Source organism: Mycobacterium sp. MFM001 (genome assembly GCF_003402475.1).
In the GTDB taxonomy this organism is placed as follows: domain Bacteria; phylum Actinomycetota; class Actinomycetes; order Mycobacteriales; family Mycobacteriaceae; genus Mycobacterium.
Map to the genome: position 1 here is coordinate 22,244 of NZ_BFAB01000011.1, position 16,772 is coordinate 39,015.

General features: G+C 67.9%; 14 protein-coding genes. 10 read left to right on the forward strand and 4 right to left on the reverse strand.

Annotated elements, in window-relative coordinates; genetic code table 11:
- The first annotated feature begins 63 nt into the window (after window positions 1-63).
- Both MFM001_RS18190 and MFM001_RS18195 read left to right on the forward strand, forming a co-directional pair.
- A complete protein-coding gene (locus MFM001_RS18190) occupies window positions 64-543 on the forward strand; it encodes a nucleoside deaminase (protein ID WP_116376680.1) in 480 nt (159 codons plus the stop codon).
- Window positions 540-1,793, forward strand: a complete 1,254-nt coding sequence (locus MFM001_RS18195; RefSeq protein ID WP_116376681.1) for an alpha-amylase family protein — start codon at window positions 540-542, stop codon at window positions 1,791-1,793. Before MFM001_RS18190 ends, MFM001_RS18195 begins: the two co-directional genes overlap by 4 nt.
- Here the strand turns inward: MFM001_RS18195 and MFM001_RS18200 are convergent.
- Complete coding sequence (locus tag MFM001_RS18200) at window positions 1,786-2,217, reverse strand: DUF1810 domain-containing protein (RefSeq protein ID WP_116376682.1); 432 nt, start codon at window positions 2,215-2,217, stop codon at window positions 1,786-1,788. The genes MFM001_RS18195 and MFM001_RS18200 overlap by 8 nt on opposite strands.
- On the opposite strand from MFM001_RS18200, the gene MFM001_RS18205 reads away from it, so the two are divergent.
- Entirely contained in the window at window positions 2,216-3,463 is a 1,248-nt protein-coding gene (locus tag MFM001_RS18205; RefSeq protein ID WP_116376683.1) for an alpha-hydroxy acid oxidase, read from the forward strand. The two genes, MFM001_RS18200 and MFM001_RS18205, sit on opposite strands and share 2 nt — an antisense overlap.
- Window positions 3,464-3,670: 207 nt before the next feature.
- On the opposite strand, the gene MFM001_RS24940 is transcribed toward MFM001_RS18205, so the two are convergent.
- Window positions 3,671-4,429, reverse strand: coding sequence for a hypothetical protein (locus tag MFM001_RS24940; RefSeq protein ID WP_238159277.1), 759 nt, complete (start codon window positions 4,427-4,429; stop codon window positions 3,671-3,673).
- A 159-nt stretch (window positions 4,430-4,588) separates the two neighbouring features.
- Here MFM001_RS24940 and MFM001_RS18215 point away from each other — a divergent pair, with 159 nt between their 5' ends.
- The 6 genes from MFM001_RS18215 to MFM001_RS18240 are packed head-to-tail and all read left to right on the forward strand — an operon-like array spanning window position 4,589 to window position 10,543.
- On the forward strand, window positions 4,589-5,155 hold the full coding sequence (locus MFM001_RS18215) for an ABATE domain-containing protein (protein WP_116376684.1): 567 nt from the start codon (window positions 4,589-4,591) through the stop codon (window positions 5,153-5,155).
- Window positions 5,156-5,183: 28 nt separating this feature from the next.
- The gene (gene lon, locus MFM001_RS18220; protein WP_116376685.1) at window positions 5,184-7,496 is read left to right on the forward strand and encodes an endopeptidase La; all 2,313 of its coding nucleotides are present in this window, start codon (window positions 5,184-5,186) and stop codon (window positions 7,494-7,496) included.
- Between the two features lie 11 nt (window positions 7,497-7,507).
- Entirely contained in the window at window positions 7,508-7,888 is a 381-nt protein-coding gene (locus tag MFM001_RS18225) for a nitroreductase/quinone reductase family protein (RefSeq protein WP_238159278.1), read from the forward strand.
- 41 nt (window positions 7,889-7,929) lie between these two features.
- Entirely contained in the window at window positions 7,930-8,565 is a 636-nt protein-coding gene (locus MFM001_RS18230; protein ID WP_116376686.1) for an endonuclease, read from the forward strand.
- A 7-nt stretch (window positions 8,566-8,572) separates the two neighbouring features.
- Window positions 8,573-9,298, forward strand: a complete 726-nt coding sequence (locus MFM001_RS18235) for a DUF72 domain-containing protein (protein WP_116376687.1) — start codon at window positions 8,573-8,575, stop codon at window positions 9,296-9,298.
- Between the two features lie 24 nt (window positions 9,299-9,322).
- Entirely contained in the window at window positions 9,323-10,543 is a 1,221-nt protein-coding gene (locus MFM001_RS18240; RefSeq protein WP_116376783.1) for an NAD(P)/FAD-dependent oxidoreductase, read from the forward strand.
- Here the strand turns inward: MFM001_RS18240 and MFM001_RS18245 are convergent.
- Window positions 10,536-12,653 carry an NAD-dependent epimerase/dehydratase family protein gene (locus MFM001_RS18245; RefSeq protein ID WP_116376688.1) on the reverse strand — a complete coding sequence of 706 codons (2,118 nt, stop codon included), beginning with the start codon at window positions 12,651-12,653 and terminating at the stop codon, window positions 10,536-10,538. The genes MFM001_RS18240 and MFM001_RS18245 overlap by 8 nt on opposite strands.
- Before the next feature lie 100 nt (window positions 12,654-12,753).
- Window positions 12,754-14,229: an acetyl-CoA acetyltransferase gene (locus MFM001_RS18250; RefSeq protein ID WP_116376689.1), complete on the reverse strand. Its 1,476-nt coding sequence runs from the start codon at window positions 14,227-14,229 to the stop codon at window positions 12,754-12,756.
- Between the two features lie 171 nt (window positions 14,230-14,400).
- Between MFM001_RS18250 and MFM001_RS18255 the strand changes: the two genes are divergently transcribed.
- A complete protein-coding gene (locus MFM001_RS18255) occupies window positions 14,401-16,770 on the forward strand; it encodes a phosphoketolase (protein WP_116376690.1) in 2,370 nt (789 codons plus the stop codon).
- The last annotated feature ends 2 nt before the right edge of the window (window positions 16,771-16,772 follow it).

Below are 16,772 nucleotides of genomic sequence, written 5' to 3' on the forward strand. Positions count from 1 at the left end.
GACGATGCAGCCCGCAGCGCGGGCTGAGGAGGAGCCGGGCAATTGGACGTAGACTCGCGCTCTGTGGGACTCAGCGAGGTTGACCTCCAACACTTGCGTCGCTGCGTCGAACTTGCACGTGCCGCACTCGAGAACGGCAGCAGCCCTTTCGGCTCGATCCTGATCGATGCTGACGGTCAGACTCTCTACGAAGACCGCAACCGGTGCACGGACGACGACCTGACGCGGCACCCGGAGTTCGCCATTGCCCGCTGGGCAGCGGCGAACCTCGCCCCGGCGCAGCGCATCCGGACCACCGTCTACACCTCCTGCGAACACTGCCCGATGTGCGCCGCGGCGCACGGCTGGGCGGGCTTGGGCCCCATCGTGTATGCGACCTCGTCGGAGCAGCTGTGGGGGTGGCTGGCCGATTGGCATGCGCCGGTACCGCCGGTGGCACCCTTGTCGATCACCACAGTCGTGCCCGCGGCGGTGGTCAGCGGCCCGGCTCCGGAGCTCGAAGACGAGATGAAATCCCTCTACGCGGCGCGCTTTCGGTCGTGAGCACGCCTGCGTGGACCGAGCATGTGATCTGGTGGCAGATCTATCCGCTGGGCTTCGTCGGCGCTTTCCCCGCGGATCAGCCGGCGGATCCCGGCGAGCATCGGCTGCGGCGGATCGCTGACTGGTTCGACCACGCTATTACGTTGGGGGCCTCGGGGATTGCGCTGGGGCCGATCTTCGCCTCGCGCACCCACGGCTACGACACCACCGACCACTACCGGATCGATCCGCGCCTCGGCGACGACGCCGACTTCGATTTTGTTGTGGCCGAGGCGCATCGACGCGGTCTTCGCGTCCTGCTCGACGGTGTGTTCAACCACGTCGGTCCCGAGTTCCCCCGTCACCGCGAGACGTGGTTTCGGGATTACAGCTTCGAAGGCCACGGCGATCTCACCACGCTGAACCACGACAATCCCGAGGTCGCCGAGTATGTGGCCGACGTGATGGCGCACTGGCTGGGACGCGGCGCCGACGGCTGGCGGCTGGACGCGGCTTATGCTGTGCCACCGAAGTTTTGGGCTGCAGTGCTGCCGCGGGTGCGCGACCGTCATCCCGACGCCTGGTTCGTCGGCGAGCTCATCCACGGCGACTACGCAGCGATGGTCGACGAGGCAGGCTTCGACTCGGTCACCCAGTACGAGCTGTGGAAGGCGATCTGGAGCAGCCTCAACGACGGCAACTTCTACGAGCTCGATTGGACGCTTCAGCGGCACAACGCATTTGTGCAACGCTTTGCGCCGCTGACCTTCATCGGCAATCACGACGTCACCCGCATCGCCAGCCGGCTGGAAAATGCCGAGCACCTGGCGCATGCGCTGGTGCTGCAAATGACCGTCGGCGGCATTCCCAGCGTGTACGCCGGCGACGAACTCGGCTACCGCGGCGTCAAGGAGGAGAGATTCGGCGGTGACGACGCCGTGCGCCCCGAATTCGGTTCTCCCCCGGCACCTCTGGACGAGCACGGCACGCAGGTATGGGCGCTGCACCAATACCTGATCGGGTTGCGCCGTCGCCACCCGTGGCTTTTCGGGGCGTCGACAACCACGCTGCGATTGGACAACCGGCACTACGTCTATCGGACACACCGCGGTGACGAGGCGCTGATCGTCGCGCTCAACATCGACGAGTCGCCGCTGCAGATGTCTGTGCCCCGAGCCCAAGTGATCGCCGGGTCGGGAGCGCCGCCGGCGGAAGTCGTCGACACGCTGGTGGTCGAACCGCACGGCTGGCGCATCCTGGCGCCTACCTGAGCCGCTCGAGCGTGAGCGGGTCCTCTTCGCCGTCGTAATACTTGTCGAGCAACTGCACGAAGTCCCGGTTGTCGTCGATGGCGTGGGCGAACAGCGTCATCGACGAGCGCACCTTGAGGTCGTCGGGTGAGCCGAAGATCTCGCCGATCGAGCGGCCCGTGATGTGGTTGACCAACTGCGTGCACTCGCGCAATCGCGGTCCGAGCACGTCGTGATCCAGATACGCCCGGGCCTCTTCGAGCGAGGAAATCGCATACCGTTCGGCCGTCGGGCTGCGGCCCAGCCCGGCGATCTGGGGGAAGATGAACCAGATCCAATGGCTGCGTTTGCGTCCGGCGCGTAACTCCTCGACTACGGTGTGGTACACGCCGGCCTGCGCGTCGACGAAACGCTGCAGATCGAAGGGGTCGGTTGCAGAGTCCATGCCACCACAGTCGCACAGACGGGTTCCCAAGGTCCGCGACCTCGCGCCGCTGATCCGATTCCGCAGGCCCCGCTTCGACCGCACCCAGCGCCGCCTCGACGCGGCGTTGACCATCGACGACCTGCGGCGCCTCGCCAAGCGGCGCACTCCCCGGGCGGCGTTCGACTACACCGACGGTGCCGCCGAGGAGGAGATCTCGCTGGGTCGTGCTCGGCAAGCCTTCCGCGACATCGAGTTTCACCCGGCGATCCTGCGCGACGTGACGACGGTGCGAACCGGATGGGACGTATTGGGCGGACCGGTCGCCTGGCCGTTCGGCATTGCGCCGACCGGTTTTACCCGGCTGATGCACACGTCGGGTGAGATCGCCGGTGCTCGTGCCGCGGCGGCAGCCGGCATCCCGTTCTCGCTGTCGACGCTGGGTACCGCATCGATCGAAGACGTCGTCGACGCTGTTCCGCAGGGCCGCAAATGGTTTCAGCTCTACATGTGGCGTGACCGGGACCGGTCGATGGCGTTGGTGCGCCGCGCAGCCGACGCCGGATTCGACACATTGCTGGTCACCGTCGACGTGCCGGTGGCCGGCGCCCGGCTGCGCGACACTCGCAACGGGATGTCGATTCCGCCGGCGTTGACGCTACGGACCGTGCTCGACGCGCTGCCCCGTCCGCGCTGGTGGTTCGACCTGCTGACCACCGAGCCGCTGGCGTTCGCGTCGCTGGACCGTTGGTCCGGCACCGTCGGCGAATACCTGGACACCATGTTCGATCCGAGCGTGACCTTCGCGGACCTGGCGTGGATCAAGACGCAGTGGCCGGGCAGGCTCGTCGTCAAGGGAATCCAGACGCTCGACGACGCCCGCGCCGTCGTCGACGTCGGCGCCGACGGCATCGTGTTGTCCAATCACGGTGGCCGCCAGCTTGATCGGGCGCCGGTGCCGTTTTATCTGCTGCCGGTCGTCGCCCGGGAACTCGGTACCGACACCGAGATTCTGCTGGACACGGGCATCATGTCGGGCGCGGACATCGTCGCCGCCGTCGCGCTGGGCGCGCGCTGCACGCTGATCGGGCGGGCCTACTTGTATGGGCTGATGGCCGGAGGCGAAGCCGGCGTGCGGCGCGCCGTCGAGATCCTGACCGGCCAGGTGGCCCGGACCATGCGGCTGCTCGGGGTCAGTTGCCTCGAGGAGCTCGCCCCCAAACACGTGACCCAGCTGCGGCGGCTGGTGCCGTTTTCGCCAGCTTGACCGCCCTGGCGCGGTTACTCTTCCGTTTACGCAGGTCGATAGGAGGAGTTCCCATGAGCTATCGCCGTGTTTTGTGGGTGCTCGCTGCTTTGGCGGTGACGCTTGTTGTCCCGGTCCCGGCTCATGCGGAGCCGCCGGCGCAGTGCTTGAGCAACACTCCGAAGGGCAAGCAGGTCTACATCCCCTGCGATCTGATGAACGCCCGCGTCAACTACCCGCCAGGGCAGCGCTGTGTGGGGCCGCTCGACGACTATCCGCCCGATGTGCGCGAGTGGTGTGGCTAAGGGAGGGTGAGCCGTCCAGTCCGGCCAGCTGGCGCCACGAGTCGATGGCGTGGCCGGTGACCTCGACGATGCGGCTCGCCATGCTGGTGCGCGCTGCCAACGCGTGGGCGCGCACGGCATAAGCGGTCACTTCCTCGACCGTTACCCGCAGGCGGGTATCCACGAGCGTGGTCGATTCGTAGGCGGCCCGCACGGCATAGAGTCCGGCGGCGTCGAGGGTCGGGGTCAGCGCACGGGCGGCGCGCTCAGCAGCGTCCCAGGCGGCCACGGGCGGCATGTTTCCCGACGCCGCGGCGCGGTGCAGCTCGGCAATGTCGAGGATCGCTTTGACCGCAGTGATTTTCGCGTACCGAAGCACACCCCAGGTCGGATTGGCCAGAAGTTCGGCCAGCCATGCGTGAACGACGGCGTCGGGGACATCGGCGGTTCCCACGGTCCGCCAGGCAAGGTCGAGGGCGAGCACGCTGTTTTCCGGTGACAAATAGCCGTCGGCGCCGGCCAGCACGTCGTTGCTCGATTGGACGAGCAGGCTCAGTGGACGGGCCGAGCACACCGGAAAGTCGGTGATCTGATCGTCGCCGGTGATGTAGGAAATCACGTTCATCGCGCAGCCTTTGCCCGAACCCGGCTGGTGCGATCCCTTGGCCAACCTCAGCGGGTGGGTGATGCGGTAGAGGTCCATACGGGTTGGCTCCTTTCACCTTCCGTCACTCGAGTACGGCGACTGGTTATTCAGTTAAGACGTGTGAAACGGTCGCCGGGTTCACGCCGTCCGGATCTGTAACCGCCTTAGACAGTTACAGATTGCGCCCAACGATGAAACCTGTCAAGGTGGTTACTTGTGAAGTTCGTCTACCTGAGCGGGCGCCACTGCCTGGACTTCGTAGGCACCGTGAAGCGCCGCGATTCGGAGCGCGAAGAACTGTTGACGGACCCGAAACTGTTGTCGGACTGGGCCGTTCAAGCCGGGCTCGTGGACGCTGGCATCGGCGTCACCGACGAGGATCTCGCGACCGCCATCGCGTTGCGCGAAGCCATCCACCGGACTGTGATCGCCCGGATCGAGGGCCGGCGGCCCACGCTCGCCGACGTCACCCTGCTCAACGAGTGCGCATCCCGACCCCGGCTCACGCCGCGATTGCTCCGAACCGGGTCCGTTCGTCGCGACGGCGTCGCATCGCAGCTGCTCGCCACCCTGGCCGCGGACCTACTCGACCTGCTCGCCGGACCCGATATCGACAACGTCAAGCGGTGTGCCCACCCCGGCTGCACCCGGCTGTATCTCGACTCGTCGCGAGCCAAGACCAGGCATTGGTGCGGGATGAGCACCTGCGGCAACCGCGCCAAGGTGCAGGCTTTCCGCGCCCGACAGCGCAGCCGGGAACAAACCCCGTCCAACCAAGGTTGAGTGCACAAGACTTAACTTTGGAGGATTGATGGCTGAAGCCAAATCAGTGCCCGTTTTGTTTGTCAGCGACCCGATCGTGCTGCCGGGAATGGTGGTGCCGATCGCGCTCGACGAGGCCGCTCGCACGGCCGTCGACGCGGCCCGCGCCAGCGAATCAGGCGAGCTGCTGATTGCGCCGCGGCTCGAGGACCGCTACCCGTCCTACGGGGTGCTGGCGACGATTCTGCAGGTCGGCCGCATCGCAGGCGGCGGCACCGCCGCCGTGGTGCGCGGCGAGCAGCGGGCGCACATCGGCGTCGGCGCCGCCGGCCCCGGCGCGGCCCTGTGGGTCGAGGTGACCGAGGTCCCCGAGCCCGACCCTGACGACGAGACCCGCGCGCTGGCGGCGGAATACAAGAAACTGCTGGTGGCGATGCTGCAGCGACGCGAGGCGTGGCAGATCGTCGACGTGGTCAACCGGATCACCGACCCGTCGGCACTGGCCGACACGTCCGGGTATGCGTCGTACCTGACCGACGTGCAGAAACGCCAGCTGCTGGAGACTGAAGACGTGGCCGAGCGGCTGCGCGTCCTGATCGACTGGACCAGCGACCACCTGGCCGAGGTCGAGGTCAACGACAAGATCGCCCAGGACGTGCGAACCGGCATGGAAAAGCAGCAGAAGGAGTTCCTGCTGCGGCAGCAGTTGGCCGCGATCCGCAAGGAGCTGGGCGAAGACGACGCCGACAGTTCCGACGACTACCAGGCCCGCATCGAGGCGGCCGACCTGCCGGAGAAGGTGCGCGAAGCCGCGCTGCGTGAGGTCGGCAAGCTGGAACGCACCAGCGAACAAAGCCCCGAAGGCGGCTGGATCCGGACCTGGCTGGACACCGTGCTCGACCTGCCCTGGAACGTCACAACCGAGGACTCCACCGACCTGACGGCTGCGCGGGAGATCCTGGATGCCGACCACCACGGCCTGGACGACGTCAAGGACCGCATCGTCGAGTACCTGGCCGTGCGGGCCCGTCGCGCCCAGCGTGGGCTGCAGGTCGTCGGCGGCCGGGGCTCCGGCGCGGTGATGGTGCTGGCCGGCCCGCCCGGCGTCGGCAAGACCTCGCTGGGTGAAAGCGTGGCCCGCGCGTTGGGCCGCAAGTTCGTCCGCGTTGCCCTGGGCGGCGTGCGCGACGAGGCCGAGATCCGCGGCCACCGGCGCACCTACGTCGGGGCGTTGCCCGGCCGCATCGTGCGCGCGATCGCCGAAGCGGGGTCGATGAATCCCGTTGTGCTGCTTGACGAAATCGACAAGGTCGGCTCCGACTTCCGGGGCGACCCGGCGGCGGCGTTGCTCGAGGTGCTCGACCCGGCGCAGAACCACACGTTCCGCGACCACTACCTCGACCTGGATCTGGACCTGTCCGACGTCGTGTTCCTGGCGACCGCCAACGTCGTCGAAAACATCCCGTCGGCGCTGCTGGACCGGATGGAGCTAGTCCAGATCGACGGCTACACCGAGGACGACAAGCTCGCGATCGCCCGCGACTTCCTGTTGCCGCGGCAGCGCGACCGGGCCGGGCTGACCGCCGACGAAGTCAGCATCACCGACGCGGCGCTGCGCAAGATCGCCGCCGACTACACCCGCGAACCCGGCGTTCGCCAGTTCGAGCGGCTGCTGGCCAAGGCGATGCGCAAGGTGACGACCAAGATCGCTGCGGATCCGGTGACCATCGACGAACCCGACCTGGTCGGCTACCTGGGCCGGCCGCGGTTCACTCCGGAGTCGGCCGAACGCACGGCAGTGCCGGGCGTGGCGACCGGCCTGGCAGTGACCGGACTGGGCGGCGACGTGCTCTACATCGAGGCCAGCGCCAACGACGGCGAGCCCGGGTTGCAGCTGACCGGTCAACTGGGCGACGTGATGAAGGAATCCGCGCAGATCGCGCTGTCCTACGTGCGCTCGCACGCCGCGGAGCTGGGCGTCGACCCGGCGGCACTCGACCGGCGCATCCACGTGCACGTCCCCGCCGGCGCGGTGCCCAAGGACGGGCCGTCGGCCGGGGTGACGATGGTGACGGCACTGGTGTCGATGGCCACCGGACGCCAGGTCCGCGCCGACGTCGGGATGACCGGCGAGGTGACACTGAACGGCCGGGTGCTGCCCATCGGCGGCGTCAAGCAGAAGCTGCTGGCCGCCCAGCGCGCCGGGTTGTCAACGGTGTTCATCCCGGCTCGCAACGAGCCCGACCTGGACGACGTGCCCGCCGAGGTGCTCGAAGCGCTGGAGGTCAAGCCGATGACCGACGTCGCCGACATCGTCGCGCAGGCGCTGGAACCGGCAGATGCGGCGCTGGCGGCGGCGTAACGTTCGCCAGCGTGAGCACTGTGAAACAGCGCCTTGTTCATGGCGCGCAACGGCTCGTCGTCAACCCGGTCGGTCGGAAGATGCCAGTCACCATGCTGGAAACCATTGGCCGCAAGTCCGGCAAGCCGCGGCGCACCGCGGTCGGCGGGCGGGTGGTGGACAACCAGTTCTGGATGGTCTCCGAGCACGGCGAGCGGTCCGACTACGTGCGCAACATCCAGGCCAATCCCGCGGTGCGGGTGCGGCTTCGCGGGCGGTGGCGCACCGGAACGGCCCATCTGCTGCCCGACGACGACGCGAAGGCGCGACTGCGCAGCCTGCCGGCGCTCAACAGCGCCGTGGTCCGTGCGGTGGGTAGCGACCTGCTGACCATCCGGGTCGACCTGGACTGACCGCCGCGTCTCGCCGCCACGAAACGGGTACACCGTGCGATATGGACAAGCACGCCCAGGTGGTGCGACGACTGCTGAAGGTCGCCGGCACCACGTACGCCGCCGAGGCGGGCGTCCGGGTCGCCGACAAACCGATGCCGCTTTTTCAGTTGCTGGTGTTGTGCATGCTGGCCAGCAAGCCGATCGACGCGTCGATCGCGATGTGCGCCGGCCGCGAGCTGTTCAAAGACGGTCTGCAAACGCCGAAAGCGGTGCTGGCGGCTAACCGGCGCACGATGATCGACGCGTTCGGCCGCGCCCACTACGTGCGCTACGACGAAAGTTCGGCCACCCGGCTCACCGACATGGCCCAGCGGGTCCGCGACGAATACTCCGGTGATTTGCGTGAATTGGCCCGGCGCAGTGACCACGACGTACGAGCGGCCACCGGGCAGCTCACGCGGTTCAACGGCATCGGTGCCACCGGCGCCGACATCTTCCTGCGGGAAGTGCAAGACGTATGGACTTGGGCGCGGCCGTATTTCGACAAGCGGGCCATCGGCGCGGCCAAAAAACTTGGCCTGCCCGCCGATCCGGGAAAACTGGGTTCGCTGGCGCCGCGAGCCAATGCACGCCTGGCCGCGGCATTGGTGCGGGCTTCGCTGGACGCCGACATACGGCGGCAGGTGACCGGTTGAGTCGCCGGTGACGGTGCGGATCGGCACCTCCGGATGGTCATACGACCACTGGGCTGACGTGCTCTACCCGCCGGGCCTGCCGTCGGCGCGGCGGTTGGCCCGCTACGTCGAGGTGTTCGACACCGTCGAGTTGAACGCGAGTTTCTATCGCTGGCCCAAGGATTCGACGTTCGCGGGGTGGCGTGAGCAGCTGCCGGACGGATTCGCGATGACGGTGAAGGCGCACCGCGGCCTGACCCACTATCGGCGGCTGTCCTCACCGGAGCCGTGGATCGAGCGGTTCGAACGCTGTTGGCAGACACTCGGTGACCGCCGCGGCGTACTGCTGGTTCAGCTGCATCCCGAGCAACGCCGCGACGACGAGCGGCTCGACTCCTTTCTGGCCGCCATGCCGGCGTCGATACGGGTGGCCGTCGAGCTGCGGCATCCGTCCTGGAACGACCCGGCCGTATACGCGCTGCTGGAGCGACGCAATGCCGCCTATGTGGTGATGAGCGGCGCCGGACTGGCGTGTATCCCCCGCGCCACCACCGACTTTGTGTACATCCGGATGCACGGCCCGGATCCCGACTCCATGTACGCCGGCTCCTACCCCGACGACGAGCTGCGCCGCTGGGCCGAGCGGATCACCGGATGGGACGGCGAAGGCCGCGACGTCTGGATGTACTTCAACAACGACCCGCACGGCCACGCCGTGCGCAATGCGCTTTTCCTCAAGGACCTTTTGCACTGAGTCCAGCCGAGTAGGGTGGACACCATGGCCAGCTCAACCACATTCGTCATCATCGGCGGCGGGCTTGCCGGCGCAAAAGCCGCAGAAGCCATGCGCGACAAGGACTTCGACGGGCACATCGTGCTGGTTGCCGAGGAGGAGCATCTGCCCTACGAGCGACCGCCATTGTCCAAGGAGTTTCTGGCCGGCAAGAAATCGCTCACCGATTTCACCGTGCACGAGTCGGCCTGGTACACCGACCACGACATCGACCTGCGGCTGGGCGCGCGGGCGGTTGCCGTCGACGCGTCGGCGCACGGCGTCACGCTCGGCGACGACACCACCGTCACCTACGACAAACTCTTGCTGGCCACCGGGTCGCGGTCCCGGCATTTGCCGATACCCGGAGCCGACGCTGCCGGGGTTCACTACCTGCGGACGTTCGAAGATGCCTCGGCGCTGAATTCCATTCTGGCCGAAGGCTCTTCGCTGGCAGTAGTGGGCGCGGGGTGGATCGGTCTGGAAGTGGCCGCCAGCGCCCGCCAGCGCGGCGTAGACGTTACCGTCGTCGAGACCGCCAAACTGCCGCTGATGGCCGCGCTCGGTGAAGAGGTGGGCACCGTGTTCGCCGCTCTGCACCGCGACCACGGTGTCGACCTGCGGTTGCAGACCCAGGTCCAGGAGATCACCACCGCCGACGGAAAGGCAACCGGCCTCAAGCTGGGCGACGGGTCCACGGTCAGTGCCGATGCCGTGCTGGTGGCCGTCGGCGCCCAGCCCAACATCGAACTCGCCGAGCAAGCCGGGCTGTCGATCGGTGACGGCGGCGTGCTGGTCGACGCGTCGCTGCGCAGCAGCGACGCGGACATCTACGCGGTCGGTGACATCGCCGCCGCCGAGCATCCGTTGTACCGCACCCGTATTCGCACTGAGCACTGGGCCAATGCGCTCAAGCAGCCCGCGGTGGCGGTCGACGGAATGCTCGGAAAGCCAGGCGAATACGCCGAACTGCCCTACTTCTTCACCGACCAGTACGACCTCGGCATGGAATACGTCGGATATGCACCCAGCTACCACCGGGTGGTATTTCGCGGCGACGTGGACGGCCGCGAGTTCGTCGCGTTCTGGCTGGACGCCGAAAACCGGGTGCTGGCCGGGATGAACGTCAACATCTGGGATGTGCTCGACGACATCAAAGCCCTGATCCGATCGCAGAATCCGGTCGACCCCGACCGGTTGGCCGACCCGCAGGCCCCGCTCAGTTGACGTCGAGCGGCCGCCAGCTGCGGTCGATGACGGCGGGTAATTCAAGCGCCTGCAACCGTTCCCGCTCAGTGCGCCGTCGTTTGATCCGCAGCCGGGCATCGCCCGGCATGGTGAGCAGTTCGTCGCAGGTCAGGTAGTATACGTCGTCCACCGCATCGATGAGTTCTGCTGCCACCCGTCGAGACCCCAACTCCCGCAAGGCCATTCGTAATTCATGGGTGTACCGCATGGTGGTGTCGCGCGCCAGCTCCCGGGACAGCCGGGCGTTGGCTGCCATCCGCTCCGGGAGCGTTTCCGCGAATACATCCGGCGGCGCCCCCCCACCAATCGGCGCCGCCGCCGCATGTGCGGTGGCAATGAGCAACCTGGCCGGATCATCACCGAACACGGGGTTTGCCAGTTCGGCTTCGCCGGGCCCCCGGTGGGAAATCCTGCTCATGACCGCCTTGATCTCGGCGGAAGCACTCAGGGAAAGCGCGCGCACGCTGTCGAGATCGCCTTTTGCCGCCAACGCACGCACCCGCGGGTCGCGCCGCAGCACCGCCTCCAATGCAGCCGTTTCGGTCGCGACGCGTCGGCTGTCCAGCAGCGCCTCGACACCCGGTACCGGTGCGTGCGCGCCGGTGCGTTCCAGCGTTGCCGCGGTGACGCCGCTGTCGATCAGCCAGAGCGCGGTCAGGCTCCAGCCCTGGTGAATCCGGTCGCGCAGCAAGCGAATCCGGGCCTGCAGCGCGGCGTCGGACAACGAGGCAAGTTGTGCGGTGTCGAGGTGCTCGGCCGTCGCCGCGGCGCTGTAGGCCTGCGTCTCGGATTTCAGGTGGCGCAGCATCGCCAATGCCCGGGTCACGACGACGGCCTTGGCCGCCGATCCCAGCAGCCCACCGGCCAGCGGCGGACGGCCCAGCGGCAGCAGTTCGCCGACCGGTGCGTCGCCCACCGAGTGCTGCAGGACCGCGTTCTCGTCCCAGCCGGGTAGCTGGCCGGCGGCGATCACGCCGGCCGACACCCCGACGTAGGGCCGATGGCCGAACACCGCGATGGCGCGGCTGCCCCACTCGGCGGCCATCACGCCGCCCAGCGCCATCACCTGGCCCATCACCCGGTTAGCCAGCCGCAGGCCGGACAACTGGACGTCGAGCGTCATCGGGGTCAGCGGGCCTGGCAGCGCCTCGCCCAGCGTCGACGCGGCGAAGACCGGGAACCGGGGATCGATCCTGTCGTCGAATTCGCCTTCCAGCCCGTCCGGCGCCGCGCACTGCAACGGCGTTCCGTCGGGCGGGCCGGAGCGTGGCACCGGCTCATAGGGCAACGGCAGATGACCGGGAAGGTCGATGGCACCAGCGCCGTCGAGCTTGCGGCCGGACAGACCGCGCGCCGTGTCGACGAGCGCGTCGACCGCCGACCAGCCCGGCTCAAACTGCCAATCCTCTTGCATCACAGCAAGATCCATGTCCGGCGTCAGCTGCGTCCAGATGGGCAGCCGATGCGGGCGGGGCCGCTGGTCAGCCGCGCGCAGCAGGTGCCGCGCAACCACCACGTTGGTGGTGTCCGGGGTCGCGACGTTCACGACACCGGTGGTGGTGGCCGTGGCCGCGACCGCCAGGAAACGGACCAGGTCGTCGACGTGCAGGAGCCGCAGCGGCCGCAGCGACTCCTTGCCGCGCATCACGGTGGCCACCGTGCGGCACACCGCCCAGTCGAGCTGGCGGCCCATGAGTGGCGCTACGCGCACGATCAAGCTCGGGGCCCAGCCGGTGGACACCAACTTCTCGGCCTGCTGATACAGCCCGGGCTCTCCGGCGGCGTGCGATACGAAGATCAGCCGGGCGCCGGCACGTGCGGCGGCGTGCGCGACGTGCACCAGACCGTTGATGCCCGCGGTGCCGGGCGCGGTGGGATCGACCGGGGCGAGATGCACCACCACATGCGACTCATCGGCAAGTTGCTGCAGTACTGGGCCGCCGAGCCTCGCGCAAACAAAATCGACCTCAGAGTCCAGGTTGTGGTGCGGATGTCGCGCGATGCCACTGACCGAGTGTCCCGCGGCGATCAACTGCCGGGCCAGTGTGCGACCCATCATCCCGGTGACGCCGGTGACCAGGATCCGCATACTGCTCACCTCCCCGGTGTCTACCCCGACAATAGACGCGCGAGGAGGGTTCCCAGGAAGCTTTTGACCCTAACGTCGATTTCGTGACCTACCTGTATACCTAGCGCAAAGTGGCGGTGCCGTCGGGGCGGACGGTGACCTTGGCGCCGGCGATGTCGTCCCGGACGGTCGCCTCGGCGGCCGCCGCATCGGGGATCACGGCCAGCGTGCGCGACTCGTCGGGGGTGCGGACCGCCAGATAGGCCTTCTCCGGGCGGCCGTCCCGGTCGAACGGCGTGGTCCAGGATTCGACGGTGCCGACGCCGTCCCATTCGACCACCGCCGGTCGGGTCGGCTCCCGGTCGACGACCGATTGCACGTCCTCCCAACGGAATTCCGAGACCGGCGGCTCGGTGCCGTACACACCGAAGCTGTGTTTGGTCAGATAGCCGCCATTGGCGGTGATCAGGCCGCGCCGCCCGGGGTTTGCGATCAGCAACTCGGCCATCGTCGCAATCGAGTGCGTGACGTAGTTGCTCCACGGCCCGCCGGCGAACGTCAGCCCGCCGGTCACGGTCAGCGGCCGGCTCGGGTCGTCGACCGGCAGCCCGAGTTCGGCGGCCGCGATCTGCACAGCGGACGGGAAGCACGAATACAGGTCGACGTGGTCGACGTCGTCGACGCCGAGCCCGGCCAGTTGCAGCGCACGTGCACCGCCGATCCGGATTGCCGGGCAGCGGTGCAGTTCGGCACGCTCGCTGATCGCGTAGGTGTCGTGCGCATCGGTGCCGGCGTACGGGTACACCCAGCGTTCGGTGGGTATCTGCAGTCGCGCCGCGGCCTCCGCCGAAGCCAGCACCAGCGCGGCGCCCTGGTCGACCATGTTGTTGGAGTTCATCAGCTTGGTGTAGGGCCAGCTGATCATCCGGTTGGTCGGGCCGGCCTGCCAAATGTCCTCAGCGTCAAGGGGTTTGCGGATCCACGCATGCGGGTTGTCAACGGCGACGGCGTTGAACCGCGCCCACAGTTCACCGATGCGCCTGCGGTGGTCTTCGATCGGCTCGCCGTTGCTGATCCGCAGTGCCTGCTCGAACAGTGGATAGACGTGAGCCGGGCGGGCGAGCTCGATGCGCTCTTCGGCCGGCCCGGCCATCGGGACGTTCTCGTCACCGCCCGGCGCGAGCGGGACCGAGCCGTCTTGCTCCGTCCAGGTCAGTCTGCGGCCCTGCGCCTTCAACTGCATTCTGGTGCGCCAGGTTTCGGCGCCCGCCACCAGGACCACGTCGGCGCGTCCCTGCTGGATGTCCAGGCATGCCCGGTTCACCAGCGTCTGCGGCACGTTGCCCCCCACCCCGCTGTAGCGGGTGGCCGGGTTGTCGGCGCCGATGCGCTGCCCGAGCAGCATGCCGGGATCGCGGTAGCGCGCCGATAGCAGGTTCACCACCCGAATCGAGTCCACCGCCGCGAGGACCCGCTGGTCGGCGGCCTCGCAGGCCGCGGCGACCATCAGGTCGACCGGCTCGATGTCCGGGTTGTCCTCGAACTGGTTGACCTGGCCGCAGCCGATCAGCACTGGTGTGCGTGGGTCAACGGGCAATGGAAACAAGCCTTCCGTGTTGCTGGTGCGCGCTCTGCGACGTATTGCCGTCGGACAGGGGCCAGCTTGCCGAAAGACTATCGAACGACCGTACCGCGACCGGTGCGACCGTGCGGTCTCCGAAATGAACATAGGCTGCGGTGTCTACCGACGGCGCGGACAATCGGACGGATGAGTCTGCAAACCGCGACACCGGCCACCCTCTCCGACGACGAACTCGCCCTCATCGACGCCTACTGGCGGGCCGCCAACTACCTGTCGGTCGGCCAGATCTACCTGCTGGACAATCCGCTGCTGCGCGAGAAGCTGGCACCCGACCACGTCAAGCCGCGGCTGCTCGGCCACTGGGGCACCACCCCCGGACTGAACCTGATCTATGCCCACCTGAACCGGGTCATCCGCACCCGCGACACCAACGCGATCTTCATCACCGGGCCCGGGCACGGCGGCCCCGCACTCGTCGCCAACGCGTATCTGGAAGGCACCTACAGCGAGGTGTACACCGGGATCGAACAAGACACCGACGGGATGCGAAAGCTGTTCCGCCAGTTCTCTTTTCCCGGCGGCGTGCCCAGTCACGTAGCGGCCCAGACCCCGGGCTCCATCCACGAGGGCGGCGAGCTAGGCTACGCCCTGGTCCACGCGTACGGCGCGGCGTTCGACAACCCGGATCTGGTGGTGGCCTGTGTGGTCGGCGACGGGGAAGCCGAAACCGGGCCGCTGGCCGCCAGCTGGCATTCCAACAAGTTCCTCAACCCGGCGCGCGACGGCGCGGTGTTGCCGATCCTGCACCTCAACGGCTACAAGATCGCCAACCCGACCGTGCTGGCGCGCATCGGCCACGACGAGCTCGAGTCGCTGCTGCGCGGCTACGGCTATCGGCCGATCACCGTCGCCGGTGACGACCCGGCCAACGTGCACCAGCAGCTGGCCGCCGCGCTCGACGACGCGTTCGACGGTATCGCCGCGATTCAGCGCGACGCCCGCAGCGGCGCGAGCGCCGAGCGGCCGGTGTGGCCGATGATCGTGCTGCGCACCCCCAAGGGCTGGACCGGGCCGAAGGTGGTGGACGGCAAGCAGGTCGAGGGCACCTGGCGCGCGCATCAGGTTCCGCTGGCCCAGACGCACGACAATCCCGCTCACCGCGCGCAACTCGAGGAGTGGTTACGCAGCTACCGGCCCGGGGAGCTATTCGACGACGACGGGCGGTTGCGTCCGGAGCTGCGGGCGCTGGCGCCCAGCGGTGATCGCCGGATGAGCGCCAACCCGCATGCCAACGGCGGTCTCCTGCTGCACGATCTGGATCTGCCGGACTTTCGCGATTACGCGGTGGACGTCTCGACGCCCGGTACGCAGACCCATGAAGCCACCCGCGTGCTGGGCACCTTCCTGCGCGACGTGATCGCCCGCAACCCCGACCGGTTCCGGCTGATGGGTCCCGACGAGACGGCGTCCAATCGCCTCGACGCCGTGTACGGCGCGACCGACAAGGTGTGGCTTTCCGAAACGCTGCCCGACGACGAGAATCTGGCGCCCGACGGCCGGGTGATGGAGGTGCTCTCGGAGCATCTGTGCCAGGGCTGGCTGGAGGGTTACCTGTTGACCGGCCGGCACGGGTTGTTCAACTGCTACGAGGCGTTCGTGCACATCGTCGACTCGATGTTCAACCAGCACGCCAAGTGGCTGGCGACCTGCCGCGAGCTGCCCTGGCGGCGGCCGATCGCATCGCTGAACTACCTGCTGACCTCGCACGTGTGGCGCCAAGACCACAACGGCGCCTCGCACCAGGATCCCGGATTCATCGACCTGGTGGCCAACAAGCGCGCGGAGATCGTGCGGGTGTACTTGCCGCCGGACGGCAACACGCTGCTGTCGGTGGCCGACCACTGCCTGCGCAGCCGCGATTACGTCAACGTGATCGTCGCCGGCAAACAGCCGGCGCTGGCCTACCTGAGCATGGAGGAGGCGATCGCGCACTGCACCCGCGGCCTGGGCATCTGGCAGTGGGCCAGCACCGCGACCGCCGAGCCCGACGTCGTATTGGCTTGCGCCGGAGACATTCCGACGCTGGAGACGCTTGCCGCCGCCGACATCCTGCGCCGCGAGCTGCCCGACCTGGCGGTGCGGGTGATCAACGTCGTCGACATCATGCGGCTGCAGCCGGAATCCGAGCATCCGCACGGGTTGCCCGACAGCGAGTTCGACGCGCTGTTCGGCACCGACACCCCGGTGATCTTCGCCTACCACGGCTACCCGTGGCTGATCCACCGGCTGACGTATCGCCGCGCCAACCACGACCACATGCATGTGCGTGGCTACAACGAGCGGGGCACAACAACGACGCCGTTCGACATGGTGATGCTCAACGACCTCGACCGCTTCCATCTGGTGATGGACGTGATCGACCGGGTCGACGGGCTGGTCAACCGCGCCGCCGTGCTGCGTCAGCAGATGGCCGACGCCCGGCTGGCCGCGCGCCGCTACACCCGTGAGCACGGCGAGGACGACCCGGAGATTTCCGGGTGGACCTGGGTAACCTAGGG